21 protein-coding genes are annotated in these 24,958 nt (G+C 64.3%); 10 read left to right on the top strand and 11 right to left on the bottom strand.

Features of this window, described 5'->3' with window-relative positions; translation table 11 throughout:
- Together EOA79_RS08845 and EOA79_RS08850 are read right to left on the bottom strand one after the other, a co-directional pair.
- Positions 1 to 786 (bottom strand): caspase family protein (locus tag EOA79_RS08845; protein WP_206639232.1); only part of this gene is annotated, 786 nt, incomplete at its 3' end.
- 156 nt (positions 787 to 942) lie between these two features.
- Positions 943 to 1,806 carry an RNA polymerase factor sigma-32 gene (locus EOA79_RS08850; RefSeq protein ID WP_067001865.1) on the bottom strand — a complete coding sequence of 288 codons (864 nt, stop codon included), beginning with the start codon at positions 1,804 to 1,806 and terminating at the stop codon, positions 943 to 945.
- 307 nt (positions 1,807 to 2,113) lie between these two features.
- Here EOA79_RS08850 and EOA79_RS08855 point away from each other — a divergent pair, with 307 nt between their 5' ends.
- From EOA79_RS08855 to EOA79_RS08865, 3 genes are all read left to right on the top strand, one after another.
- On the top strand, positions 2,114 to 2,887 hold the full coding sequence (locus EOA79_RS08855) for an amino acid ABC transporter substrate-binding protein (RefSeq protein ID WP_095824071.1): 774 nt from the start codon (positions 2,114 to 2,116) through the stop codon (positions 2,885 to 2,887).
- Positions 2,888 to 3,008: 121 nt separating this feature from the next.
- The gene (locus tag EOA79_RS08860) at positions 3,009 to 3,689 is read left to right on the top strand and encodes an ABC transporter permease subunit (RefSeq protein ID WP_067001871.1); all 681 of its coding nucleotides are present in this window, start codon (positions 3,009 to 3,011) and stop codon (positions 3,687 to 3,689) included.
- A complete protein-coding gene (locus EOA79_RS08865) occupies positions 3,686 to 4,480 on the top strand; it encodes an amino acid ABC transporter ATP-binding protein (RefSeq protein WP_067001874.1) in 795 nt (264 codons plus the stop codon). Before EOA79_RS08860 ends, EOA79_RS08865 begins: the two co-directional genes overlap by 4 nt.
- A gap of 257 nt (positions 4,481 to 4,737) precedes the next feature.
- Here the strand turns inward: EOA79_RS08865 and EOA79_RS08870 are convergent, their stop codons facing one another.
- From EOA79_RS08870 to EOA79_RS08895, 6 genes are all read right to left on the bottom strand, one after another.
- Positions 4,738 to 5,319: a CarD family transcriptional regulator gene (locus EOA79_RS08870; RefSeq protein WP_040974338.1), complete on the bottom strand. Its 582-nt coding sequence runs from the start codon at positions 5,317 to 5,319 to the stop codon at positions 4,738 to 4,740.
- Between the two features lie 375 nt (positions 5,320 to 5,694).
- On the bottom strand, positions 5,695 to 6,033 hold the full coding sequence (fdxA, locus tag EOA79_RS08875) for a ferredoxin FdxA (protein ID WP_067001876.1): 339 nt from the start codon (positions 6,031 to 6,033) through the stop codon (positions 5,695 to 5,697).
- A gap of 149 nt (positions 6,034 to 6,182) precedes the next feature.
- Complete coding sequence (locus EOA79_RS08880) at positions 6,183 to 6,569, bottom strand: RNA-binding S4 domain-containing protein (protein WP_095799783.1); 387 nt, start codon at positions 6,567 to 6,569, stop codon at positions 6,183 to 6,185.
- A gap of 15 nt (positions 6,570 to 6,584) precedes the next feature.
- Positions 6,585 to 10,004, bottom strand: coding sequence for a helicase-related protein (locus tag EOA79_RS08885; protein WP_095824068.1), 3,420 nt, complete (start codon positions 10,002 to 10,004; stop codon positions 6,585 to 6,587).
- Between the two features lie 724 nt (positions 10,005 to 10,728).
- Positions 10,729 to 11,451: a beta-ketoacyl-ACP reductase gene (locus tag EOA79_RS08890; RefSeq protein WP_067319406.1), complete on the bottom strand. Its 723-nt coding sequence runs from the start codon at positions 11,449 to 11,451 to the stop codon at positions 10,729 to 10,731.
- 133 nt (positions 11,452 to 11,584) lie between these two features.
- Positions 11,585 to 12,772 carry an acetyl-CoA C-acetyltransferase gene (locus EOA79_RS08895; protein ID WP_095824067.1) on the bottom strand — a complete coding sequence of 396 codons (1,188 nt, stop codon included), beginning with the start codon at positions 12,770 to 12,772 and terminating at the stop codon, positions 11,585 to 11,587.
- 301 nt (positions 12,773 to 13,073) lie between these two features.
- On the opposite strand from EOA79_RS08895, the gene phaR reads away from it, so the two are divergent.
- A complete protein-coding gene (phaR, locus tag EOA79_RS08900; RefSeq protein WP_095799787.1) occupies positions 13,074 to 13,667 on the top strand; it encodes a polyhydroxyalkanoate synthesis repressor PhaR in 594 nt (197 codons plus the stop codon).
- Between the two features lie 3 nt (positions 13,668 to 13,670).
- Here the strand turns inward: phaR and EOA79_RS08905 are convergent, their stop codons facing one another.
- Positions 13,671 to 14,822, bottom strand: a complete 1,152-nt coding sequence (locus tag EOA79_RS08905) for a citrate/2-methylcitrate synthase (protein ID WP_095824066.1) — start codon at positions 14,820 to 14,822, stop codon at positions 13,671 to 13,673.
- Positions 14,823 to 14,915: 93 nt separating this feature from the next.
- Between EOA79_RS08905 and EOA79_RS08910 the strand changes: the two genes are divergently transcribed.
- The 3 genes from EOA79_RS08910 to EOA79_RS08920 all read left to right on the top strand — a co-directional run bounded on the left by EOA79_RS08910 (position 14,916) and on the right by EOA79_RS08920 (position 18,873).
- Positions 14,916 to 16,001, top strand: coding sequence for a citrate synthase/methylcitrate synthase (locus EOA79_RS08910; RefSeq protein WP_095824065.1), 1,086 nt, complete (start codon positions 14,916 to 14,918; stop codon positions 15,999 to 16,001).
- A gap of 201 nt (positions 16,002 to 16,202) precedes the next feature.
- A complete protein-coding gene (locus tag EOA79_RS08915) occupies positions 16,203 to 17,333 on the top strand; it encodes a patatin-like phospholipase family protein (RefSeq protein WP_095824064.1) in 1,131 nt (376 codons plus the stop codon).
- 118 nt (positions 17,334 to 17,451) lie between these two features.
- A complete protein-coding gene (locus EOA79_RS08920) occupies positions 17,452 to 18,873 on the top strand; it encodes a coniferyl aldehyde dehydrogenase (protein WP_095824063.1) in 1,422 nt (473 codons plus the stop codon).
- Between the two features lie 211 nt (positions 18,874 to 19,084).
- Here EOA79_RS08920 and EOA79_RS34080 read toward each other — a convergent pair whose 3' ends face one another.
- On the bottom strand, positions 19,085 to 19,219 hold the full coding sequence (locus tag EOA79_RS34080) for a hypothetical protein (protein WP_275955525.1): 135 nt from the start codon (positions 19,217 to 19,219) through the stop codon (positions 19,085 to 19,087).
- A gap of 22 nt (positions 19,220 to 19,241) precedes the next feature.
- Here EOA79_RS34080 and EOA79_RS08925 point away from each other — a divergent pair, with 22 nt between their 5' ends.
- From EOA79_RS08925 to EOA79_RS08935, 3 genes are all read left to right on the top strand, one after another.
- Positions 19,242 to 20,414, top strand: a complete 1,173-nt coding sequence (locus tag EOA79_RS08925; protein WP_095824193.1) for an efflux RND transporter periplasmic adaptor subunit — start codon at positions 19,242 to 19,244, stop codon at positions 20,412 to 20,414.
- A gap of 74 nt (positions 20,415 to 20,488) precedes the next feature.
- A complete protein-coding gene (locus EOA79_RS08930) occupies positions 20,489 to 23,665 on the top strand; it encodes an efflux RND transporter permease subunit (RefSeq protein WP_127335148.1) in 3,177 nt (1,058 codons plus the stop codon).
- A gap of 98 nt (positions 23,666 to 23,763) precedes the next feature.
- Positions 23,764 to 23,922, top strand: coding sequence for a DUF3309 family protein (locus EOA79_RS08935; protein ID WP_040991775.1), 159 nt, complete (start codon positions 23,764 to 23,766; stop codon positions 23,920 to 23,922).
- Positions 23,923 to 23,986: 64 nt separating this feature from the next.
- Here EOA79_RS08935 and EOA79_RS08940 read toward each other — a convergent pair whose 3' ends face one another.
- Positions 23,987 to 24,943, bottom strand: a complete 957-nt coding sequence (locus tag EOA79_RS08940; protein WP_095824061.1) for an SDR family oxidoreductase — start codon at positions 24,941 to 24,943, stop codon at positions 23,987 to 23,989.
- Between the last annotated feature and the right edge of the window lie 15 nt (positions 24,944 to 24,958).

The raw sequence follows: 24,958 nt of genomic DNA on the forward strand, positions 1-24,958 counted from the left end.
CTCCTGACCCTCGGCGTCATCGTGGCGCATCAGCACCACCTCGTCGACCAGCGAGGAATTCTCCCACGGAACCTGCTTGCCGTTGGTGGCTTTGACCACGTCGCGGCGAACCGCCGCCATCACCGTGCGGATTTCCTGGTTGGGCGCCAACGCGTGGCGCGAAAAGGCAGATGAGAACGGGCTGAGGGCACCGCGCCCGTCATAGGCGACCGCGCCTGGCTCGGTGGCGAAGGCAATCAGCGTGTTCAGTGAGCTCTTCACCTGCGCAAGGCCGGCGTCGCCCGCGACGATCAGCTGGTCCCTCAGCCAGTAATCCTGGCGGGGGAAAGGATTGTTCCGGCAGGCGTCGAGGATGATCACCTGGATCTTCGCTTTCGAGCGCAATTGCTCCAGCACGTCGTCAAGCTTGATCGCCTGGACCTCGATGTCGGCGGCATCCTTCAGCGACGCGTCGACGGGGATCAGGAAATTCTCGCCCCCGATCTGAAAACCGTGGCCGGAATAGTAGACGACGGCCAGATCCGCACCGTCCGCCGCGGCGAGATAGTTGCGGAACCGCTCCTCGAACTGAAGCTTGGTCAAGTCCTTTGCGACGAACACGTCGAAGCCGGCCAGCCGGAACGTGTTCGCGACGTCCTGAGCATCTTTGTCCGGGTTTTTGAGAGCCGGAATATTTCGGTATTCGGCATTGCCGATGACCAAGGCAACCCTTCGATCGGCGTGAGCCTCGAACGCGGTGAAGCACACGAGAACCAGGGCTGCAAGGAACGCGCAGCATCGCAGCATGGCAAACCCCCATCCGCTAAAGTTGGTGCAGTCAGGAAGACAGTTTACGCCGCGAGGGTCTGTTAAAGAATTCACAATCCATGGCTACGGATGCAGAAAGCCGCCGGGATGGCTGACTGATAGTCTCCTGGCGACTTCGAGTCGCTGCCTTGGCTTTCAGGCGGCTTCCGCCAGGAATTCGGGGTTCTGCTTCACCAGCGCCGCCCGCAGCTTTTCCATGGCGCGGGCTTCGATCTGGCGGACGCGTTCCTTGGAGATGCCGAGCGCCTCGCCAAGCGATTCCAGGGTGGCGCCGTCGTCGCTCAGGCGGCGCTCCTCGATGATGCGCAGCTCGCGCGCATTGAGCGCGCCGAGCGCGCTCTTCAGCCAGACCGCGCGGCGCTCGACGTCTATCGTTTCGCCGACGACCTCGTCGGGAAGCGGATCCTCCGAGACCAGGAAATCCATCCGCTCGGCGGCGCCGTTCTCATCGGCAAGCGGGGTGTTGAGGGAGCTGTCGGGGGCCGAAAGACGCGAATCCATCATCGCCACGTCGGCTTCCGGCACGCCGAGCGCGGCCGAAACCTCGCGGTAAAGCGAGGCATTGGAGAGCGGCTCGGCGCCGTTGGCAAGCCGCGCGCGCAGCCGCCTCAGATTGAAGAACAGCGCCTTCTGCGCGGAGCTGGTGCCGCCGCGCACGATCGACCAGTTGCGCAGGATATAATCCTGCATCGAGGCGCGGATCCACCAGGTGGCATAGGTCGAGAAACGCACTTCGCGGGCGGGCTCGAAGCGGGCAGCCGCTTCCAGCAGGCCGACATGGCCTTCCTGAATGAGGTCGCCGAGCGGCAAACCGTAGTGGCGGAATTTGGAAGCCATCGAAATCACCAGCCGCATATGGGCGACGGTGATCAGATGCAGCGCGTCCTGGTCCTTTTTTTCCCTCCAGCGTATAGCCAGGAGATGCTCCTCGTCGCGCTCGAGATAGGGAGCCTTCATTGCCGCCCGGACCAGTGTCCGTCCTGCCACATCCTCGATCATGCCGGCTCCTTTTGGCGGTCGTTGCACTGGATGACGGTTGAAATGACGTCGCAGCGCCCTACAACAGCCAGCAACGTGCCAGAAGCGCGAATGGTTCCGTAGTGCCGGCGGATGCATATGCCTGCCGAAAACGTTTCTGTTATCGATCCGTGACGCTTGGCTTGGCGGATTTTTCGCTGGTTTTGAGAACTGGATTTCTGGAACGGTCGATTTTTGAAATCTGGTTCCTTATTTCTTGAGCTTCCATCTGCCAGTTTGCGGCTCTCACCATGCGCCGGGGCACCGGTCAAAACGGGATCACAGAAAAATGAAATGGCTCAAATCGCTTCTCGTCGCCGGAACGCTGCAGGTTCTGGCAGTCACAGCCGGTCATGCCGGCGCCAATCTCGACCAGATCAAGCAGGCGGGCGTGATCAAGGTCGGCACGGAGGGCACCTACGCGCCCTTCACCTATCATGATGACTCCGGCGCCTTGGTCGGCTTCGACGTGGAGATCGCCAAGGCGATCGCCGAGAAGCTCGGCGTCAAGGTGCAGTTTCTCGAGGGCAAGTGGGACGGCCTGATCGCGGGGCTCGACGCCAACCGCTACGACGCCGTCATCAACGAGGTCGGCATCACCGACGCGCGCAAGGCCAAGTATGATTTCTCAGATCCCTACATCGCCTCCAAGGCGGTGCTGATCGTGCGCGGCGACAACAGCGACATCAAGACATTCGCGGATCTCAAGGGCAAGAAGGCGGCGCAGTCGCTGACCTCGAATTTCGGCAAGCTCGCCGAGAAGAACGGCGCCGAATTGGTCGGCACCGACGGCTTCGACCAGTCGATCCAGCTGCTGCTCACCGGTCGCGCCGACGCCACCATCAACGACAGCCTGTCCTTCCTCGATTTCAAGAAGCACAAGCCCGACGCCAATGTGAAGATCGCCGCGCAGGAAGAGAATGCCGATTATTCCGGTGTCATCGTGCGCAAGGGCGATCCGGAACTGGTGGCGGCGATCAACAAGGCGCTGGCCGACATCAAGGCCGACGGCACCTACAAGAGGATTGCCGACAAATATTTCGGCGAGGACGTCTCGCAGTAAGCCCAGTCATCCCTTTTGCTTGAGTTCCGGCGGGCCGTCTTTGACGGCCCGCCGATTTTTACCTGATAGTCGCTCGGCATGCGGCCAGAGGGTCGCAGCGTCCGGAAAGGAGAAGGGCTCCGTGCCGCACTGGTTGCAATTGATGCTGGAGTCGCTGCCGACGCTGCTATGGGCGGCACTGATCTTTACCGTGCCGCTGACGCTGCTGTCCTTCGCCTTGGGGCTTATGGCCGGGCTGGTGACGGCGCTGATCAGGCTGTTCGGCCCGAAACCGCTGGTCGCGCTTGTGCGCTTCTATGTCTGGATCTTTCGCGGCACGCCGCTTCTGGTGCAGCTCTTCCTGATCTTCTACGGCCTGCCGTCGGTGGGCATCCTGCTCGATGCCTTTCCCGCAGCGTTGATCGGCTTCACGCTCAATATCGGCGCCTACACGTCGGAGATCATCCGCGCCGTCATCGGCTCGGTGCCGAAAGGGCAGTGGGAGGCCTCCTATTCGATCGGCATGACCTGGAGCCAGGCGATGCGGCGGACGATCCTTCCGCAAGCGGGCCGCGTCGCGGTGCCGCCGCTCTCCAATACGTTCATATCGCTGGTCAAGGACACCTCGCTCGCGGCGGCAATAACGGTGCCCGAAATGTTCCAGGCTGCGCAGCGCATCGTCGCCACCACCTACGAGCCGCTGATCCTCTATGTCGAGGCGGCGGCGCTCTATCTGGCGATGAGCTCGGTGCTGTCGGCTCTGCAGGCGCGGCTGGAGGTGCGGCTCAACCGCTATGGCGGCTTCCTGGAGGCCAATGCATGATCGGCCTTACCAACATCGAGAAGCGCTTCGGCGACAATCTTGTCCTGAAAGGTGTCACCGTCAGCATCGACGAAGGCAGTGTCACGGCGCTGGTCGGGCCTTCGGGCGGCGGAAAAAGCACGCTCTTGCGCTGCATCAACCTCTTGGAAATTCCGACCTCGGGCACTTTGCGCATCGGCGACGAGACGCTGGAATTTCGGCCGGGCGCCAAGGTACCGGCGGCGGACATTCAGCGCGTGCGGCTGCAGACCGGCATGGTGTTTCAGAATTTTCAGCTCTTTCCGCATCGCACCGCGATCGAGAACGTCATGGAAGGGCTGGTGACGGTGCTGAAATGGCCGCAGGCGCGGGCGCGCGAGCGGGCGATGGCGCTGCTCGAGAAGGTCGGCATGGCGCATAAGGCCGATGCCTGGCCGGCGACTCTGTCAGGCGGCCAGCAGCAGCGCGTTGCGATCGCCCGGGCGCTGGCGCCGTCGCCGCGCGTGCTGCTTTGCGACGAGCCGACCTCGGCGCTCGATCCGGAGCTGGCGCAGGAAGTGGTCGACGTGCTGGGTCAACTGGCCCGCGAGGGCACCACCATGGTGATGGCCACGCATGATCTGAGACTCGCCTCCAAGATCGCGCAGGAGGTGGTGTTCCTCGATGCCGGCTCGATCGTCGAGAAGGGCCCGGCTTCGATCGTGTTCGACAACCCCGAGCGCGAGCGGACCAAGCGCTTCATCGCCTCGCTGCGGCAGGAGGAGGCGCGGAAGGAAGGCGGGGGCGGGGGATCAGGTACGATTCCTTCATAAGTTGGCGCTGCCCCTCATTGCCCTGCCGGGCATTTCTCCCCGTATAGTGACGGGAGAAAGGACGCTTTCATCAGAGAGTTCGCCAATCGCCAACGTTTCAGAATGGGCGCCAACGACGCCGTCATCTCGCTTCTCCCCGTTCACTATACGGGAGAAGGTGCCGGCAGGCGAATGAGGGCAGCGCCGACCTTCCGATATTGCGCGCAACAAAAAACCCGGCGCCAGGCCGGGTTCTTCGTTGTTCGGCAGGCGAATGCTCAGGCAGCTTCTTCCTGCTCGGCTTCCTCGTTGTCGGCCTTGGCGCCGCGCTTCGGACCCTTGTTGAGGTTGACCTCGATGAGGCGAACCGCCTCGGTCTCCGACATGCGGTTGACGGCGGCGATCTCGCGAGCCATGCGGTCGAGCGCGGCTTCGTAGAGCTGGCGCTCGGAATAGGACTGCTCCGGCTGGTTGTCGGCGCGATAGAGGTCGCGCACCACTTCCGAGATCGAGATCAGGTCGCCGGAATTGATCTTGGCATCATACTCCTGCGCGCGACGCGACCACATCGTGCGCTTGATGCGGGCGCGGCCCTGCACGACCTTCAGCGCGCGATCGACATAATCCTCTTCCGAGAGCTTGCGCATGCCGATAGAGGTCGCCTTGGCGACCGGCACCTTAAGCCTCATCTTGTCCTTCTGGAAATCGATGACGAACAGCTCCAGCTTGTGACCCGCGACTTCCTGCTCGTCGATGGCCACGATCTGGCCGACGCCATGCGCCGGGTAAACGATAAACTCACCGGTCTTGAACCCGTGACGGGCCGCGGTGGACTTCTTCTGCGGGGTGATCGTTGCCATTACGCCCTGAACTCCTTAGTTGTAGCGCCGGCATGGCGGCGCCGGCTGAACTCAGACGATCGGCGGAAGCCGATCTTTAGCCGCACAACAAGTGAACTCACCGGAATAAGCCGGGACCGACAAACCGCACGAATGCGATTGCCTGCCCCAGATCGCTCTGGTCCGGATTTGAAAAGTTCACCTTTCAGTGATTTGGGGCGTTAGCGCCATAAATCGACGTTGTGTCACCGGCATGTTTCGCGGATATAACACAAAAAGTCGGAAGAATCAAGGTTTTGCTGCATTCGCTAACGCCATGGGCCATCGCTGGCTGTCAAGACAGCAATTGTATCGGCTCGCTTACGTCGCGTCATGCCGGCTTGCCCGGCCCGGCCTTCAGTCGCCTTCGCCGGGCTCCGGCGAGAAATACTTCTCGAACTTCCCGGCCTCGCCGTCGAAGTTCTTGGCGTCGGCCGGCGGCTCTTTCTTGGCAGTGATGTTGGGCCATTTCTCCGCGTATTCGGAATTGACCTGCAACCATTTGTCGAGCCCGGACTCGGTGTCCGGCTTGATCGCGTCGGCCGGGCATTCCGGCTCGCACACGCCGCAGTCGATGCACTCGTCAGGATGGATGACGAGCATGTTCTCGCCTTCGTAGAAACAGTCGACCGGACAGACCTCGATGCAGTCCATGTATTTGCATTTTATGCAATTGTCGGTCACGACATAGGTCATCGCAGGCTCCGGGACGTCCCGTATTTGCTGGGCTTTTTTGGTGAGGTAACGCCTTTGCCCGCCGCTTGCAAGGGCAGGACTTCCCGCCTGAGCCGGCATCGCGGAAAGGAATTCCGCGCGCCTGCCGCGACGAGGTTCCGTCGTATCTTCTAGTCCTCGCCGAGCAGCCGGTCCGTCTGCCGCCGCTGCCGCTTGGTCGGACGGCCGGTGCCGGCCTCGCGCAGCGCCGGAATGGCGTCAGGAACCGCCTCGCCCTTGGCCGTCGGCGACGGCGACATATCCTCGTAAAGCAGCCGCGCCTCGTCGGCAGGACCACGCCGGGCGCCAGGCCCAAGCACCTTCCAGACAAGGATTCGGCGGTCGAGCGTGATGGTCAGAACATCGCCGGCCTTGACCAGATCGGAGGCCTGCGCTGCTTTGTCGCGATTGATGCGGACGCGCCCGGCAATGACGAGCTTCGCCGCCAGCGACCGGGATTTCACCGCACGCGAGAAGAACAACCATTTGTCGATGCGCTGGCGGCCTTCTCCAACCATCGCGACCGGCCGAGGCTATTTCTTCAGCTGGTCGCGCAAGGCGGCGAGCTTGGCAAAGGGTGAATCCGGATCGAAGCGCTGCGGACGCTCCTCGCGCGGCTTGCTCTGGAAGGTCGGCTTGCTGCCGCCTGCGGCATTGCCCTTGCCGTCCTGCCTGTTGCCTTTCCAGTCCGGCCGGCCCTCGCGGCGGCCCCCCTCGTGGCGATCGGCACGCTCGCCCTGAGGCCTGCCTTCGCGCCGTTCGCCGCCTTCGCGTTCCGGTCTCGGCTTGAACTTCGAGCGGTCGAAGCGCGGCTTGCCGGCCCCGTCGCGCTGGTCGCGGCGGCCCTCACGGGCTGGCCGATCGCCGGCCTGGCCACCCGTGGCACCCGCCTGGCCATCGCCTGCCGCCTGGCCGTTGCGCGGACGATTGTCGCGGCGATTGTCATGGCGGTGGCGCGGGCGCGAATGGTCGAAGCGCGCCTGCCGCCACAGCAGGATCGGCTTCTGCTCTTCCGGCTCGGCGGAGGGCTCTGCGCCTTCACCACTTTCGCCCTCGTGGGGAGCGCCGGCGTCGCCGGTGTTGGTGCCGCCTGCATCGTTGGCGCCGTGACCCCCACCCGCGTCGCTTCGCGCAATGACCTCCGCCATCGAGGCGGAGGGGGAGGCGTCGGCGCTTTCAGCCGACCCAAGCACTGCTGCCGCGTCCACCGCTGCGGCGGCCTCCATAGGCGGAGTCTCTTCCGCGACCGCAGCCGACGCTTCCGCCGGGTCTTTCGCGTCAGGCTCCGTCGCGGCTTCCGCGATGGCTTCGGCAGGAACTACAGCGGCAGCCGGCTCGGATCCCTCGACCGTTGCCTCTGCAACCGTGTCTGTTGCCACGGCGTGCGCCTCTGCCGCCTGTGCAGCACGCGCAGCCTCTTCCGCCGCAAGCTTCGCAGCCGCGGCCTCGCGGGCGGCATTGTCCAGCGCGTCGAGCTTGGCCTTCACCTCCGCCGCCGGCTTCGGTTCGGCGCGATAGCCAAGGCCTTTGAGGATCTCTTCCATGTCGTCGGCGGTGGCGCCGAGGATCGACATCATGGGCGGCGTCACCATGAAGGCGTGGCCGTCATAGGCGCCGTCGGGTCGCTGGCCGAGGCCGGGCTTCCAGTTGGTCGCGGGGCGAATGAGATCGGCCAGCCGCTCTAGGATATCGACGCGCACGGCGCGGCGGCCGAGATTGCGATAGCCGGCGAGCTTGTAAAACGTCTTGTCGAAAGCAGGATCGATCACCACCGAGGTGCGGCCCGATGCCAGCGCATTCACCACGTCGCCGAAGCCTGGCTTGTCCTTGCCGTCGCTCTTAAGCGCCCAGAGCAGCGTCACCAGCCCGGCCGGCGCCGGCTTGATCAGCGCCGGCACGAAGACGTGGTAGGCACCGAAGCGCACGCCAAGACGCCGCAGCGCCGCGCGGCCTTCCTGGTCGAGCGACTTCATTTCCTCGGCGATGTCGCGGCGGTTGATGAGGCCGAAATGCTCGACGAGCTGGAAGGCGATGCCGCGCGCGATGCCGGTGAGCTGCTCGGCGTTCTTCAAATCGACCAGCGGCTTCAAGAGCGACTCGATCTGAAAATTGACGAAACGCTCGGCGCGCGCCGCGACCTTGTCGCGGGCAGGGCCGGTGAGCTGCTCGTCGGCAAGCAGCACAAGGCGCGGCTTCAAAGCCTCGTCGCCGGCAACCAGGGTGCCGATCGGCGCGCCGATCCAGCGCAGGACACCGTCCGAGCCCAATGCCAGATCGCCGTTGGCGCAGGCGGCGAAGCGCTCGGCGCGCGCCTCGAACTCAGCCGCGAGCGCCTTCTGGGCAGCGGTGCGCACCGCCTTGGCGTCCTCGCCGCCGGCGCTCTGGTCGGCGGTGAAGCGGAAACCCTGCAGCTCGCCGACGTGATGGCCTTCGACGAGCACGGTTCCGGTTGGGCTGATTTCAGCTTCAGGCATGGTATTTTCTCTAAGGCGCCGCATGAGGACGGAAGTCCTGCGGTCTACGAAGCGTTTCGTCAACCGCTCATGCAGCGCATCCGACAATCTGTCTTCGATTTCGCGCGTCTTTTCCTGCCAGTGTAGCTGATCGGCCAGCCAGCCCGGTCGGTTGGAGACGAAGGTCCAGGTGCGGATCTGGGCGATCCGGTGCGACAGCGTGTCGATATCACCATCCGTGGTGTCGGCCCGCCGCACCTGCTCGGCCATGTAATTCTCATCGACATGGCCATGGCGTACAAGGTCCATATAGATCGAGGCGATGAGGTCGGCATGCTGGGCGGGCGCGATCTTGCGGTAGTCCGGCAGCGCGCAGGCCTCCCACAGCAGCGCCACGCGCTCCCTGCCGGTGGCTAGCGTCCTGATGTCGCCGTCGCGCGACAAATGTTCCAGCGCCTGAGCGTCGACCGCCGGCAATGCCCGGGTCAGCCCTTCGACCGGCGCGTTGGTCTCGATCGAGCGTTTCAGGGCATCGAGGCTGGCAAAATCGAAATCGGCGGTGCGCCACTGCAGCACCTTCACCGGGTCGAAATCGTGCCCCTCGATCTTCTTGACCAGATCCTCGTCGAACGGATCGACCTGGCCGGTGACGCCGAAGGTGCCGTCGCGCAGGTGTCGGCCGGAACGCCCCGCGATCTGGCCTAGCTCGGCGGCGGTCAGGTTGCGGTATTGGTAGCCGTCGAACTTGCGGTTCTGGGCGAAGGCGACGTGCTCGAGGTCGAGGTTCAGGCCCATGCCGATGGCATCGGTGGCGACTAGATAGTCGACGTCGCCCGACTGGAAGATCTCCACCTGGGCATTGCGGGTGCGGGGACTGAGCGCGCCGAGAACGACGGCAGCACCGCCCTGCTGGCGGCGGATCAATTCGGCGATGGCATAGACCTCGTCGGCGGAGAAGGCGACGATCGCCGTGCGCCGCGGCAGGCGGGTGAGCTTCTTCGAGCCGGCGTAGGCAAGATGCGACAGCCGCGGCCGCGTCACCACCGAGACGCCCTTCAGCAGGCGTTGCAGGATGCCGTGCATGGTGGCGGCGCCCAGAAGCAGCGTCTCCTGGCGGCCGCGCAGATGCAGGATGCGGTGGGTGAAGATGTGGCCGCGTTCGAGGTCGCCGGCGAGCTGCACCTCGTCGATGGCGACGAAGGCGGCATCGGTCTCTCGCGGCATCGCTTCCACGGTGCAGACGGAATATCTCGCGCTCGCCGGCACGATCTTCTCTTCGCCGGTGATCAGCGCCACCTTGCTGGCGCCGACCTTCTCGCAGACGCGCGTATAGACCTCGCGGGCAAGGAGCCTCAGCGGCAGACCGATGATGCCGGTGTCGTGCGACACCATGCGCTCGATGGCGAGATGGGTCTTGCCGGTGTTAGTGGGGCCGAGCACGGCCGTTACGTCGCGGCCGGAAAGGATCAGCGGCTGGGAGGGTTTCGGCTGGATATTCATCGGCTCGGAAATGAGGCTTTCTGCCGCTTGTTGTCGGGGACGCGGCGGTGCCGCCGCGTGTGACAGGGCACACATAGGGATTTCAGACGCGAAGCGAAAGCGGAATGTTCCCATCAAGAGATGGCGCGACGACAGGCAAGGTCAAAATCCGCGGCCGATTAACCGTTGGAACGAGTCTGGAACGAATCGGCGACGAATCACTGACTCGCTCTGATTCAGGTTTTGTTCACGGCTATATGTGGATTTTTTGACCATGAGTCTCACCACATGCTGAATCTGTGAACTGGCCCGTTTCGTGCTTGGCTCGCGCTGGTTCCGGAGCGTCGTTAACCTTTGCGGGGGAGCGACCGCGACGGACTCGAGCGCGGCCGCCAACATTGTGAAATGGTTGATCTTTCCTAACCGGCGTTAATCTTGTTCGCGCCTATTTCCGGCGCGGCGCGTTAACTTCTCGGCCAAAGCCGGAACGAATCGGCGACGAATCAGCGATCTGCAAAACTTCCTGTTTTGTTCACCCCTAGATATGGTGTTGTCCAAAGCTTGTGCACCGAAAATCCACAGCTTGTGAACCGGGTTTCCCACAGGGCGCGGGGAGGCTGTTAACTTTTGCGTGCCAAATTGAGGCATGCCCACCCGGTGCTGCCGGAGCGCAGACAAAAACAGGCGGCCCGTTTGCGGCGGGCCGCCTGCCATCGGTGTCAGAAGAGTTCAGCCGAACAAGATCTCAGGCGAAATACTGGCCGCCATTGGCGCTTATCGTCGAGCCGGTGATGAAGCCTGCGTCTTCGGAGGCGAGGAAGACAACGCAGCGCGCAATCTCCTCCGGCTCGCCGAGACGGCCGACCGGGATCTGAGCGATGATCGATTCCCGCACTTTTTCCGGCACGGCCATGACCATGTCGGTGGCGATGTAGCCGGGGCAAACAACGTTGACGGTGATGCCTGCGCGGGCGCCTTCCTGGGCAAGCGCCTTGGTGAAGCCGATGTCGCCGGCTTTCGAGGCCGAATAATTGACCTGGCCCATCTGGCCTTTCTGGCCGTTGATCGAGGAGATGGTGATGACGCGGCCGAACTTCCTATCGCGCATGCCGTTCCATAGCGGATGCGTCATGTTGAAGACGCCGGAAAGGTTGGTGTCGATGACCTCCTTCCACTGTTCGCGGGTCATCTTGTGGAACATGGTGTCGCGGGTGATGCCGGCATTGTTGACCAGCACCGAGACCGGGCCGAGATCAGCCTCGACTTGGGCGATGCCTGCGGCGCAAGCGTCATAATCGGCAACCGACCATTTGTAGACGGGGATGCCGGTCTCGGCCTTGAATTTCTGGGCCGCCTCGTCATTGCCGGCATAGTTCGCGGCGACCGAATAGCCGGCATTCTTCAGGGCCACCGATATCGCCGCACCGATGCCGCGCGATCCGCCCGTGACGATTGCTACCTTGCTCATGCATTTCCTCCCTTTGGTCGGAAGAACGAATAGGGAGTGGCGAAGAGCGAGTAGGGATCCGATAGCCCGTCGCGCAACGCTATTTCCCCTGTTCGCTACTCCTCATTCGCTATTCGCTCAGTTCGCCGCTCGCTCAGTTCAAGGCTTCCACACACATCGCAACGCCCATGCCGCCGCCGATGCAAAGCGTCGCGAGGCCCTTCTTTGCGCCGCGGCGACGCATCTCGTAGACCAGCGTGTTGAACACGCGGGCGCCCGAGGCGCCGATCGGATGGCCGATGGCGATGGCGCCGCCATTGACGTTGACGATCGAGGGATCCCAGCCCATGCCCTTGTTGACGGCGCAGGCCTGCGCGGCGAAGGCCTCGTTGGCCTCGACGAGATCGAGGTCCTTGGCCGACCAGCCGGCCTTTTCCAGCGCCCGCTTCGAGGCCGGGATCGGGCCGGTGCCCATGATCGCCGGATCGACGCCGGCGGTCGCCCAGGAGGCGATGCGGACCAGTGGGGTGATGCCGCGCCTGGCAGCCTCGGCCTCGCTCATCAGCAGCGCGCCGGCGGCTCCGTCATTGATGCCCGAAGCATTGGCGGCGGTGACGGTGCCGTCCTTGTCGAAGGCCGGCTTCAGCTTGGTCATGGCATCCAGCGTAGCGCCGTGGCGGATATATTCGTCCTGGTCGACGATGGTGTCGCCCTTCTTGCCCTTGATGGTGACGGCGACGATCTCGTCCTTGAACTTACCGGCCTTCTGCGCCGCCTCGGCCTTGTTTTGCGAGGCCAGCGCGAACTCGTCCTGGACTTCGCGGGTGATCTGGAAGTGACGAGCGACGTTCTCGGCGGTGTTGCCCATATGGTAGCCGTTGAAGGCATCCCATAGGCCGTCCTTGATCATGGTATCGATCATCTTGTAGTCGCCCATCTTGACGCCGGCGCGCAGGTGCTGGGCGTGCGGCGACAGCGACATCGATTCCTGGCCGCCGGCGACGATCACCTTGGCGTCGCCGGTGGCGATCTGCTGCATGCCGAGCGCAATGGCCCTCAAGCCCGAGCCGCAAACCTGGTTGAGGCCCCAAGCAGTCGTCTCCTTGGGCAGACCGGCATTGATGGAAGCCTGGCGGGCCGGGTTCTGGCCCTGAGCGGCGGTCAGCACCTGACCGAGGATGACTTCGTCCACCTCCGCCGGGTCGACCTTGGCACGCGCGAGCAATTCCTTGATGACGACCGCGCCGAGCTCGTGCGCGGGCGTGGCGGCGAAACTGCCGTTGAAGGAGCCGACTGCTGTGCGGGCTGCGCTGGCGACGACGATTGAATTGGAAGCGGACATTTTCTTCTCCAGGCTTCGAGGTGTCGTTAGGCTATCCTTTGGAGACTTTCTTGCCCGTTCAAGCACCTGAGTCAAACCGGAAATCGGCATGGCCGCCATGCGCCGCAAGCAAGTCGAGCGCTTATCGTGACGGCGTGGCCATCGCGCTGCAGCACAATTTGGCCCGCCCTTTCGGCATTAATTGATGCCGCACTGCACAAACCGCTTGGAATTGTGACGCTTTTGCGCATATCCTCGACAAATGGCGCAATCGTTACCGGCCGCTTACTGTGAACGCGCCGGTATCCTGGGGAGGATACGGATGGCCGCAAAAGACGACCCGATCGTCATCAAGAAGTACGCCAACCGCCGGCTCTACAACACCGGCACCAGCACCTATGTGACGCTCGAAGATCTGGCCGAGATGGTCAAGAAGGGCGAAGAATTCACCGTGCAGGACGCCAAGACCGGCGACGACATCACGCATCCGGTGCTGACCCAGATCATCTTCGAGCTGGAGAACAAGGACGGGCAGAACATGCTGCCGATCCCGTTTCTGCGCCAGCTGATCTCCTTCTACGGCGACCAGATGCAGATGATCGTGCCGAGCTTCCTCGAACAGTCGATGATCGCCTTCTCCAAGGAGCAGGAGCGCTTCCGCGAGCAGCTGAAGGGCGCCTTCGGCAAGGCACCGATCGACATGATGAAGACGCCGATGAAGGCGCTGGAGGAACAGACGCGGCGCAACGTCGAGATGTTTCAGAACGCGATGCGCATGTTCACGCCGTTCCCGTCGGGCGGCCCCAATTCCGCGGCGCCCGCCGAGCCGCCGAAGAAGGACGAGAAATCCGACGACCTGCAGGAATTGAAGGCGCAGATCGCCGCCATGCAGCGCAAGCTCGACACCATGTCGTGATGGCTAGCCGTCAGGTGTTCCTGCAGGGCCGTCATAGCGGGCTCGCGGCCTGATCGGCCTGTTGCTCGTCACCTGCTCGATGGCATGCGCCGTCCAGCCGATGCTGCGACCGAGCGCGAACAGGCGAAAGGGCGCGTCGGCGGGGAGATTGAGGCTGCGCGTCAGCGCGGCCAGCGCGAAGTCGACATTCGGGCGCATGCCGGTCGCGGCAAGGACGGCGTCGCGCAGATGAAGCAGATCGTCAGCGATGTCGAAGTCGGGCAGCAGAGCCTCGGCGCGCGGATCGCCTTCGGGATAGAGCTGATGGCCGAAGCCGGGCAGCGGCCGGTCGTGGGCCAGCCAGCGCGCGATCGTCTCGTCCGGCCCGAGCCGCTCGGCATCCTCGACCAGCGCGATGGCCGCGGCCCCGGCGCCGCCATGACGCTGGCCGGTAAGGGCAGCGAGCCCGGCAAGCAGGCAGGCCACGATCGGCGCGCCGGTCGAAGCGGCGACGCGTGCGGCGAAGGTCGAGGCGTTGAGCTCGTGATCGGCCAAAAGCACCAGCGCCTTGCGGATGAGATCGGCACCGGCAGCGTCGACCGACCAGCCGCGCGCCAGCCTTTCATGCACCGGCTCCGCCCCCGGGCTTGCACCGAGTGACGTCGCGAGCACGCTGGTGGCGCTGGCGCCATCCTGCTGCAGCATGCCCGGCCTGCGGCCGAGCGAAGGCCGGCCAGCCGCGGCAAGCGCCGACAATCTTGCAAAGGCCGTCGGGGTGCCGCTCTCGCGAACGATCGAAGGCGTCAGCGATGCGAAGGATATCGCGGCGCCGGATGCCCAAAGCAGGCTTGCTGCCTCCTCCAGCGTCGCTGTCGCGGCAAGCGCAACGGCATCCTTGCCGCGATAAACGAGGCGGCCGTGCAGCACGGTCGAGATGGCAGTGGTGATCGCTGGCTCGCCCCAGGCGATGGCGCTTTCGGCGATCGCCTGGGGGCTGCGCCCGCGCGCCCGGCGGGTGGCGAGCGCGGCTATGTCGTCGGCTCGATACTGGCTGCGGCGCGGATCGGCCCCGTCGGGCCGCATGCCGATGCGGCCGCGGCTGACATAGGCGTAAAGCGTCTGCGGCCGGACCTTGAGCCGCGCCAGCGCTTCCTCCCGCGTCAGCCATTCGGACAAGTCCGCACCGCCTCATATTGATTCAGTTGATCAAGATTGATGCGTTGATTGTAGAGCATTAACTGCAGTGCACAAAGGGTCAAGGAGACAGTCATGGCAAATGGGCTCGATGATGTTGTGGCGGCGGAGACGGTTCTTTCCGATGTCGACGGCGCGGGCGGCCATCTCACCATCCGAGGCCATTCGTTGACGGAACTCGCCGGGCACTGGCGCTACGGCCAGGTGGTCCGCCTCTTGTTCGACGGGTTCTTTGACGAGCTTCCCGGCGACGACGAGCTGGAGAAGGCGATCGGCAATGCGCGTGTCGAGGTTTTCGAACGGCTGCAGCCGATGCTCGCTGGACTTCCAGCGCTCGATGTCTACAGCGGTATGCGCGCCGGCATCGCCCTTCTGCCCGACGGCGACTCGCTCGCCGACGCGCTCCGGCTCATCGCGGCGCCGGCGGTGCTAACGCCGGCCCTGCTGCGGCTCGGACGCGGCGAGAAGCCTGTTCCTCCGGACGCACGCGCCGATCATGCCAACGACATGCTGCGAATGCTCTCCGGTACGGCCTCGCCGGCGCTTGCCAAGGCGCTCGATACGTATCTGGTGACGGTCAGCGACCATGGGCTCAATGCCTCGACCTTCGCAACGCGGGTGGTGGCGTCGACGCAGGCGGGCTTGACCTCGGCGATCCTGGCCGGGCTCGGCGCGCTCAAAGGCCCGCTGCATGGCGGCGCGCCGGGGCCGGTGATCGAGATGCTCGACGCGATCGAGGCGAGCGGCGACGCGGCCGCCTGGCTGCGAAACGAGATCGCGCGCGGCGAGCGCATCATGGGCTTCGGCCATCGCATCTACCGCGTGCGCGACCCACGTGCCGACGTGCTGAAAGCCGTCGTGCGGCGGCTGGGCACACGTTGTGAGACCGGCAGCCGGCTGGCCTTCGCCGAGACGGTGGAACAGGCGGCACTCGACGTGCTCAGGGTCGCCAAGCCGCAACGCTCGATCCAGACCAATGTCGAATTCTATACCGCGCTCCTGCTCGAAGCCGCGGGCTTCCCGAAGGAGGCGTTCTCCAACGTCTTTGCCGCCGGCCGCGTCGCCGGCTGGATTGCGCATGCGCGCGAGCAGCAGGCGACCGGACGCCTGATCCGGCCGCAGTCGCGCTATGTCGGGCCGGTGCCCGATCTCGTCGCCTGACGCCGCGAGCAAACCCCAATGCAATACTCCGCGTCCGGCAGCGGACAGTTTTTTCATGAGCGAAATTTCACCCGATCACGCTTGTGTGCTCGTGTTCTTGCCTTGGTCCGTCCTTATATGCTGCGCTGCAACATAGGCTGACGGCAGCGGTCCCGCTCCAATGACGCAGGGGCAGGCCGGCACATCGAGACAAGGAACGCCATGGCGAAGAACGGCAAGGCGGGGGACAAGAAGAAGATCAACATCGCGCTTCAGGGCGGCGGTTCGCACGGCGCCTTCTCCTGGGGCGTGCTCGATCGTCTGCTCGAAGACGGGCGGCTCGAGATCGCTGCCGTGTCCGGCACCAGCGCCGGCGCGATGAATGCGGTGGCGCTGGCCGACGGCTTCGTGCGCGGCGGCGTCGAGGGCGCGCGCACAAAGCTCGATGATTTCTGGCGTGCTGTGGCCTCGAAGGGGCGGTTCAGCCCGGTGCAACGCATGCCGTGGGACGTCGTCTGGGGGAACTGGTCGATCGAGAACACGCCCGGCTATTTCTTCTTCGACACCATGTCGCGGGTCTTCTCGCCTTACGTCGCCAATCCGCTCGGCCTCAACCCGCTGCGCGATGTGGTCGAGAAGGAGATCGACTTCGGCAACGTGCACGCCTGCAAGTCGATGGAGCTCTTCATTTCGGCGACCAATGTCGAGACCGGGCAGCTGCGCGTCTTCTCGGATGGCGAGATCGACCTCGACACGGTGATGGCGTCGGCCTGCCTGCCGCAATTGTTCCGCGCCGTCGAGATCAAGGGCGTGCCCTATTGGGATGGCGGCTATGGCGGCAATCCGGCGCTCTATCCGTTCTTCAAGACTGCGGCGACCGAGGATGTGCTGCTCGTGCAGATCAACCCGGTGGTGCGCGAAGGCACGCCGAAGAGCGCCAACGAGATCCAGAACCGCATCGACGAGATCACCTTCAATGCCGGGCTGCTGCGCGAATTCCGCTCGATCGCCTTCGTCAAGGAACTGATCGCGGCGGGACGCCTGCCGCATGGCGAATACCGCGACATCCGCATGCACCGCATCGATGCCGACGAGGCCTTCAAGGATCTGTCGGCCTCGTCCAAGGTCAACGCCGAATGGGCCTTCCTCGCCTATCTGCGGGACCTTGGCCGCAGTGCGGCCAGCGATTGGCTGGAGGAGAATTACGACGCGGTCGGCAGCCGAGCGACGCTCGACCTCTCGGGCGAGCTCGACGACGGCTTCAAGCCGATGCGCGGCCCGGCGCCGGGCCGGCGGGTCAAGGAATTCCTCGCCGCGCGCATCAAGCCAGAGTCAGCGCGCCGGCGAGCCTAGCTGCCCAACCCTGTCGCGCGCTTCAGCAGGCGCTGAAGTTTCCCTTGCGGAACCGGCGATATGCTGGATTCACCCCCGTCGCGCGAGTAGTTTACCTCGACGTAAACGGGAGGTAGCGATGCTGCAGACCAGACAGAACTCTCTCGGGGTCAAGTTTGAGGCGCAGTGCAGGGCTTTCGAGAAGGACCCCTTTCCTGGCCTCGCAGTGCGCAAGGACCGGCTGAAGCGGCTGCTGGCGCTGACCGAAAAGCATGAAGCCGAGATCTGCACGGCGATCGACAGCGATTTCACTCGACGGGCGGCGCAGGAAACACGGCTTGCGGAACTGTTCGTCGTTCGCGCCGGCATCAAGCACGCCATCCGGCATCTGCGCGGCTGGATGCGCGAGCGCCGCGTCGCCACCAGCCTGCCGTTCCTGCCGGGGCGCAACCGCCTTCTGCCGCAGCCGCTCGGGGTCGTCGGCATCGTCTCGCCCTGGAACTATCCGTTCCAGCTTGCCATCGCGCCGGCAACTGCCGCTCTAGCCGCCGGCAACCGGGTGCTGCTCAAGCCGTCCGAGCTGACGCCGAACTTTTCGGACCTGCTCGCCCGGTTGGTCGAAGAGCATTTTTCTTCCGACGAGATGAGCGTTGTGGTCGGCGATGCCGAAGTCGGCAAGACATTCGTGTCCATGCCTTTCGATCATCTCCTGTTCACCGGCTCCACCGCGGTCGGCCGGCAGGTGGCGCTAGCCGCGGCCGCCAATCTGACGCCGGTGACGCTCGAACTTGGCGGCAAGTCGCCGGCGATCTTCGATGCGTCGTGCGATCTCGACGCTGCGGTTGCGAGCGTCGCCTACGGCAAGCTCTTGAATGCCGGCCAGACCTGCATCGCACCAGACTATCTGATGGTCCCGCAAGGGCAAGGCGCGGCGATCGCCGCAAAACTTGCCGGCGCGATGGCGCGGCTCTATCCGCGCCTGGGCGACAATCCCGACTACACGGCCATCGTCAGCGAACGGCACCAGCGGCGGCTGAGCGACATGGTCGCCGAGGCGCGCGAAAGCGGCGCCGATGTCACCGAGGTCAACCCGGCAAATGAAAGGCTTGGCGTGAGCGACCGCAAGATGGCGCCGGTCCTGGTCAGGAACGCCGGCGAGAGTTTGCGGCTGATGCGCGAGGAAATCTTCGGGCCGGTGCTGCCGATCGTTGAATACGGCGCGGTAGATGAGGCAATCGATCACGTGAACCGCGGCGAGCGTCCGCTCGCCCTCTATTGGTTCGGCAAGAACAGCGCCAATCGCCAGAGGATCATGCGAGAAACCGTTGCCGGCGGCGTGACGATCAACGACAGCATGATGCATCTGGTGCAGGAACGGCAGCCATTCGGCGGCGTCGGCGAGAGCGGCATGGGCGCCTATCACGGCGGATGGGGCTTCCGCACCTTCAGCAAGGAAAAGCCGATCTTCGTCCAATCCAGGCTGAGTGCCGGTGCCCTGCTCAGGCCGCCTTATGGCCGGACGTTCGAGCGGCTGTTCCGCTTGCTCAACCTGATCACCTGATCGGATTTATTTTCGGATTGGGCGCGTCCTCTGATTGCCCCATGCCAATGCGACATGTCATTTCGCAAAAAAATTCTTCATCATACTGACGCCTGCTGCCATTGAGTGTCCGATCGGCTGAAAAGCCGGCCCCGATTGAGAAAAGCCAAGCAGTCCAGCATGTAAAACGCGGAAAAAACCAGCGCCCCGAGCTCGGCGGCGCAATAATCCATCAAAGTTTCTGACTGTTTTGCGCAACGGCTTTGCGGTAGAAGCGCGCTTCGCCGATCACGGCAAATTGAAGATGGCTCTGCGCGCCCCCATATCGGCCGCGCGCCCGGGGATCGAAACCGTCGACCTCGCCCAAGCCTGCAACGGAAAAAATGACGATGCCGAAAATCAGGTTTCACAAGCTTGCAGCCATTGCTGTGCTCATCGGATTCGCTGCCTGGATGGCAACGGGCGAGTTCTCGTCCGTGGGCAGCGCCGCCGATCACCAGAAGGAGGGAGAAGCAGGCAAAGCCGCGCAGTCCGGCGCCGAAAAGCCGAAGACGGCGGAGGCCGAGCCGAAGGCAGCATTGCGCACCGTCGCGGTGGTGACGCCGCCGCGCAAAACCTTCGCGCGGGCGATACGGATCTCGGGCCTGACCGAAGCCGACAAGCGCGCTGTACTTGCTGTCCGCGTCGCCGGTGTCATCGACAAGCTCCCGGTCAAGCAGGGCGATCACGTCAAGACCGGCGACCTCGTACTGATGCTTGCCGCCGAGGAGAAGCTCTCGAATGTCGATAATGCCAGGCAGCTGCTGGCGCAGCGCAAGGCCGAGCTCGACGCAGCCGAGCGGCTGGCCAAGACCGGGAACCTGCCCAAGCTGCAGCTCGACACTGCTCGGTCGAACCTGACGGCAGCGCAGTCCATGCTGGAGACGGCGCAGGCCGAACTCGACCGCAACGAAGTGAAGGCGCCCTTCGACGGGGTCATCGACCGCGTGCCGGTCGAGCTCGGCAGCTCGGTGATGCAGGGCGGCGAGGTGGCCACCATCCTCAAGCTCGACCCGGTGATCGCGCGCGGCGAGATCAGCGAGCGCGACCTGCGCTACATCAAGATCGGCGACCAGGCCAACGTGCGCCTTGTCAACGACCAGAAAGTCACCGGCACGGTGCGCTACATCAGCCGTGACGCCTCCTCGCAGACCCGCACCTTCCGTGTCGAGGTGGCCATCCCCAATGCCGACGGCTCCATCCCCGCCGGCATGACGGCCGAGATCACGCTCAGCGCCCAGCCGACCGATGCGGTCATGCTGCCGCGCTCGGTGGTGACGCTGGGCGACAAGGGCGACCTCGGCATCCGCGCCGTCGGCAAGGACGACAAGGTGGCGTTCTTCCCGATCGACCTCGTCGACGACACGCCGAAGGGACTGGTGCTCGGCGGCATACCGCAGGACGCGCGCATCATCGTCGCCGGCCAGGAACTGGTGAAGGAAGGCGATCTGGTGAAGCCGGTCGAGGCCGACCAGGCAACCATCAACAAGCTGATCAGCGAAGCCTCCGCCGGCACGCAATAGCGCGGTCGCCGCGCCGGCTCGGCCGGCGCCGCTGGCCAATGTCGCGGCTTCCAGGGAAACAGCAGGCATAAGTCATGGACATCGTCAGACTAGCCATTCACAACGCCCGCCTCACAATATCGGCGCTGATGTTCCTGCTCGTCGCGGGCTGGGTCGCCTATCAGTCGACGCCGAAGGAAGCGGAGCCGGACGTTCCGATTCCGATGATGTATGTCAGCCTGATCTACCAGGGCATATCGCCGGAGGACTCCGAACGGCTGCTGCTCAGGCCGATGGAAAGCAAGCTCAAGAGCCTGAAGGGGCTCAAGGAGATGCGCTCGGCCGCCTTCCAGGGCGGCGGCTACGTGCTGGTCGAGTTCCAGCCGCAGACCAATCTGGCCACCGCGCTGCAGGACACGCGCAGCAAGGTGCAGGACGCCAAGGCCGACCTGCCGCAGGCGGCGGAGGAGCCGACCGTCACTGAAGTCAACGTCTCGGAGTTCCCGGTTCTCGTCGTCACGCTTTCCGGCGACGTGCCGGAGCGCGTGCTGACGTCGGCGGCGCGCGAATTGCGCGACCGCATCGAGGAGGTGCCAGGCGTGCTCGAAGGCTCGCTGCAGGGCGCGCGCGACGATCTAGTCGAAGTCGTCATCGATCCGGTGAAGCTCTCCTCCTACGGACTCCAGCTCGATCAGGTGATCCAGGGCGTCGGCGCCTCCAACAGCCTGGTCGCGGCCGGCAATCTCGAAGGCTCCGAGGGCAAATACGCGGTCAAGGTGCCGTCGCTGATCGAGACGCCCGAGGACGTCGCCAAACTGCCGGTCGTCGCCACGCCCAATGCCGTGGTGCAGGCCAAGGACGTCGCCACCATCCGCTCCACCTTCAAGGACGCCGAGACGGTGACCCGCCTCGACGGCAAGCCGGCGATCGCCATCGAGGTGAAGAAGCGCATCGGCGCCAACCTGATCGACACGCTGAACCATGTCCGGGAGGTGTCGGACACCTTCATCAAGACGATGCCGGAAGGCATGCACGTCACCTACACGCAGGACAAGTCGGTCTTCGTCAACCAGCTTTTGGGCGACCTGCAGAACCATGTGATGATCGCCGTCATCCTGGTGTTCATCGTGATCCTCTACGCGCTGTCGGGACGCGCCTCGCTGCTCATCGGCCTCGCCATTCCGTCATCCTTCCTGATCGGCATCCTGCTGCTTGCGATGATGGGCTACACGATCAACATGATCGTGCTGTTCAGCCTCATCCTGGCGGTCGGCATGCTGGTCGACGATGCCATCATCGTCACTGAATTCGCCGAGCGGCGCATGAGCGAGGGCATGCCGAAGGCCGATGCCTTCGCGCTAGCCGCCAAGCGCATGGCCGGCCCCGTCATCGCAGCGACGATGACGCGCATCGCCGCCTTCTCGCCGCTGCTCTTCTGGCCCGGCATCATCGGCGACTTCATGAAGTACATGCCGATCACGCTGATCGTGACGCTGTCGGCCTCGATGCTCTATGCGCTGGTCTTCGCGCCGACGCTCGGCGCCATCTTCGCCAAGGCGCCGGCGCATCACGAGGACAGCGATCGCGACGGCTGGTATATGGCTCTGGTCAAGCAGGCGGTGCGTTTCCCGATCACCGTCATCCTGCTCACCGTCGGCCTGCTGGTCGGCGTCGGCTTCGCCTATTCGAAATACGGCGCCGGCGTCGAGTTCTTCCCCAGCGTCGAGCCGGATTACGGCCTGCTCTATGTGCACGCCCGGGGCAACCTTTCGCTGGCCGAAATGGACGCCGCAACCAAGACGGCGGAAAGCCGCCTGCTCGGCTGGCCCGGCGTGAAATCGGTCTACACGCGCGTCGGCAAGACGCAAGGCGGCGGCCAGGACATCCCGGAAGACGTGGTCGGGGTGATCCAGTACGAATTCGTCGATTGGCGCGAGCGCAAGTCCGCCAACCAGATCCTCGACGATTTGCGTGGCGTCATGGCCGGCATTCCCGGCGTCGACGTCGAAGTGCGCGTGCCGGAGGCCGGCCCGCCGACCGGCAAGCCGATCCAGATCAGGCTTTCGGCCGCCGACCCGGCCGGGCTCGACGACAAGGCACGCGCCGTCGCCGCGCGCGTCGCCAAGGTCCCCAACGTGATCGATGTTTCCGACGGCCTGCCGCCGCCCGGCGTCGACTGGGCGCTTGAGGTCGATCGCGCCAAGGCGGCGCAATACGGCATCAGCCCGACCTCGGTGGGCACGGTGGTGCAGCTGGTAACGAACGGCCTCAAGCTGTCGGAATACCGGCCGGCCGGCGCCGACGACGCCGTCGACATTCGCCTGCGTCTGCCGGAAGACCGGCGCACGCTCTCGACGCTCGACGAGCTCAGGGTGCAGACCTCGCAGGGCTCGGTGCCGATCTCGAACTTCGTGGTCAGGAAGCCCGAGCCGACAGTCGGCGTCCTCAACCGCATCGACGGCGCGCGCACCGTGGTGGTGCAAGCCAATGTCAGCGCCGGCGCGCAAGTGGCAGCGGTGCAGGCGGAAGTCACCAAGGCCGTGGCCGACATGGATCTCGGCAGCGGCATACGCTGGAAGCTCGCTGGCTCCAACGAGGACAGCGCGGAAGCCAGCGCCTTCCTTAGCAAAGCCTTCGGCGCGGCGATCTTCCTGATCTTCCTGGTGCTGCTCGCGCAGTTCAACAAGTTCACCAGCGTGTGGCTTGTTCTGTCCTGCGTTGTGATGGCGACGATCGGCGTGTTCCTCGGGCTGCTTCTGACAGGCGAGGCCTTCGGCATCGTGATGTCGGGCATCGGCGTCATTGCGCTTGCCGGCGTGGTGGTGAACAACAACATCGTGCTCATCGACACCTATGACCGGCTGCGCGAGGAAGGCTGGGACAAGATGGATGCCGTGCTGCAGACCTGCCGCGAGCGCGCGCGGCCGGTGGTCCTGACCGCGGTGTCGGCCATCCTCGGCGTGCTGCCGATCGCCTTCGGCCTCGGTCTCGAAATCTTCCATCACGAGACGACGATCAACGCGCCATCGACGCAGTGGTGGATTTCGCTGTCGTCGGCGATCGTCTTCGGCCTGTCCTTCGCCACCTTGCTGACGCTGGTGGTGACGCCCTCGATGCTGATGGTGTTCACCCGAGCCAAGGTGAAGCCCGGCGCCCGGCGTGGCTGGCTCAGCCGCCTGTTCCGCCGCTGCAAGGGCGAGCTCTCGACAGGCGAGCCGGTAGCGGAAGCCAATGCCGAGCCGGCGGTCGCCTTCCCGAAAGCCGCCGAGTAGAGCGACTTCGCAACTCAGGTACATAAAGCCGCTCGGGAACTACCGGGCGGCTTTTTGCATTGTTCCCTCGAAGTTCAACCAGACGGCGAGGGTTTTCAATGACGATCGGTACAATTCTCGTAATAATCCTGATCCTGATCCTGATCGGCGCCGTGCCGGCATGGCCGCACTCGCGGTCCTGGGGCTATGGGCCTTCGGGGATTGTGGGAGTCATTCTGGTAGTGTTGCTGATCCTGCTTTTGATGGGCAGGATCTGAACCGACGACGATTTGCGGTCGGGCCTTGAAGTCCGGCCGTTTTCATCTTGAGGTTGTTCTTTGCTCAGGCGGCCTGACGCATGGGCGCGACGGTTATGCCGATGTCTTGCATGGCTTCCGCCACTGCTCGGTCGAGCGGGGTGTGCGGGATTTCGCCGATGACCTTTTCCAGGCGCGCTGACGCCAGCCGGTGCGGCTCGAAGCGCAGGTAGGACATCGAGACGATCTCGCGCCACATGGTTACGAACGGGCTGCCGGCGCGCAGCACCCACCAGGGCATGAACGTGAGTTTCAGCTTGCGGCCGAGCGCCTTTTCGGCGGCGGCCTTGATGTCGAGATCGGTGACGGCGTGGCCGGGGAAATTGATGGCCTCGTAAAAGCCGAGCTTATCGAGATTGCGCGCCAGTGCGACAAAGGCCACCGCGAAGTCGGGCAGATAGGCCCATTCGTGCACGAGCTTGGCCGGGCCGGCGGCGGTGTAGACCCCCTTTTCCATCTTGGCGGCGACGACGAGATCGAACCAGCCGCCGCTGCCGGTGCCGCCAAAGAAGTCGCCGGCCCTAAGCAGAATGGTGCGCACGCGGCCCGCATCGGCTTCGCGACGGAAAAGCTCCTCCATGGCGACGCGGATGCGGCCCTTGTCGGTGGTAGGATGGAAAGTCGTTTCCTCGGTGATCACCTGCGGCATCGGCGAGCCGTAATTATAGACAGTGCCCGGGAAAAGATGCAGCGCGCCGTTGGCCCGACAGGCTGCCATGACGTTCTCGGTCATCGGCAGGCATTTGTCCCAGTCGGTATAGATCGGGTTCAAGCCATTGAAGATGATGTCGACGCCTTGCGTGGCGCGGATCAGCGACTGGCGGTCCAGAGCATCGCCGGCGACGGCAATAGCGCCCTTGAGCTCGGCCGGCACCTTGCCGGTGCGGGTGATGGCGCGGACGTCGAAACCGGCGTCGATGAAGGCCTTGGCAACCACGCGTCCGAGCCGGCCATTGGCGCCCAGAATTGCGATCTTGGTCATTGTTCGTCTCCGTTG

Source organism: Mesorhizobium sp. M1A.F.Ca.IN.020.03.2.1 (assembly GCF_004023205.1).
GTDB lineage: Bacteria > Pseudomonadota > Alphaproteobacteria > Rhizobiales > Rhizobiaceae > Mesorhizobium.

Excerpts from the sequence above, each read along its gene's own strand:
- EOA79_RS08870 (WP_040974338.1), bottom strand. The coding sequence starts at position 5,319 with ATGGCAACGATCACCCCGCAGAAGAAGTCCACCGCGGCCCGTCACGGG.
- EOA79_RS08915 (WP_095824064.1), top strand. The coding sequence starts at position 16,203 with ATGGCGAAGAACGGCAAGGCGGGGGACAAGAAGAAGATCAACATCGCG.
- EOA79_RS08910 (WP_095824065.1), top strand. The coding sequence starts at position 14,916 with ATGGCAAATGGGCTCGATGATGTTGTGGCGGCGGAGACGGTTCTTTCC.
- EOA79_RS08920 (WP_095824063.1), top strand. The coding sequence starts at position 17,452 with ATGCTGCAGACCAGACAGAACTCTCTCGGGGTCAAGTTTGAGGCGCAG.
- phaR (WP_095799787.1), top strand. The coding sequence starts at position 13,074 with ATGGCCGCAAAAGACGACCCGATCGTCATCAAGAAGTACGCCAACCGC.
- EOA79_RS08930 (WP_127335148.1), top strand. The coding sequence starts at position 20,489 with ATGGACATCGTCAGACTAGCCATTCACAACGCCCGCCTCACAATATCG.
- EOA79_RS08885 (WP_095824068.1), bottom strand. The coding sequence starts at position 10,004 with ATGAATATCCAGCCGAAACCCTCCCAGCCGCTGATCCTTTCCGGCCGC.
- EOA79_RS08935 (WP_040991775.1), top strand. The coding sequence starts at position 23,764 with ATGACGATCGGTACAATTCTCGTAATAATCCTGATCCTGATCCTGATC.
- fdxA (WP_067001876.1), bottom strand. The coding sequence starts at position 6,033 with ATGACCTATGTCGTGACCGACAATTGCATAAAATGCAAATACATGGAC.
- EOA79_RS08940 (WP_095824061.1), bottom strand. The coding sequence starts at position 24,943 with ATGACCAAGATCGCAATTCTGGGCGCCAATGGCCGGCTCGGACGCGTG.
- EOA79_RS08895 (WP_095824067.1), bottom strand. The coding sequence starts at position 12,772 with ATGTCCGCTTCCAATTCAATCGTCGTCGCCAGCGCAGCCCGCACAGCA.
- EOA79_RS08925 (WP_095824193.1), top strand. The coding sequence starts at position 19,242 with ATGCCGAAAATCAGGTTTCACAAGCTTGCAGCCATTGCTGTGCTCATC.
- EOA79_RS08880 (WP_095799783.1), bottom strand. The coding sequence starts at position 6,569 with ATGGTTGGAGAAGGCCGCCAGCGCATCGACAAATGGTTGTTCTTCTCG.
- EOA79_RS08865 (WP_067001874.1), top strand. The coding sequence starts at position 3,686 with ATGATCGGCCTTACCAACATCGAGAAGCGCTTCGGCGACAATCTTGTC.
- EOA79_RS08850 (WP_067001865.1), bottom strand. The coding sequence starts at position 1,806 with ATGATCGAGGATGTGGCAGGACGGACACTGGTCCGGGCGGCAATGAAG.
- EOA79_RS08890 (WP_067319406.1), bottom strand. The coding sequence starts at position 11,451 with ATGAGCAAGGTAGCAATCGTCACGGGCGGATCGCGCGGCATCGGTGCG.
- EOA79_RS08855 (WP_095824071.1), top strand. The coding sequence starts at position 2,114 with ATGAAATGGCTCAAATCGCTTCTCGTCGCCGGAACGCTGCAGGTTCTG.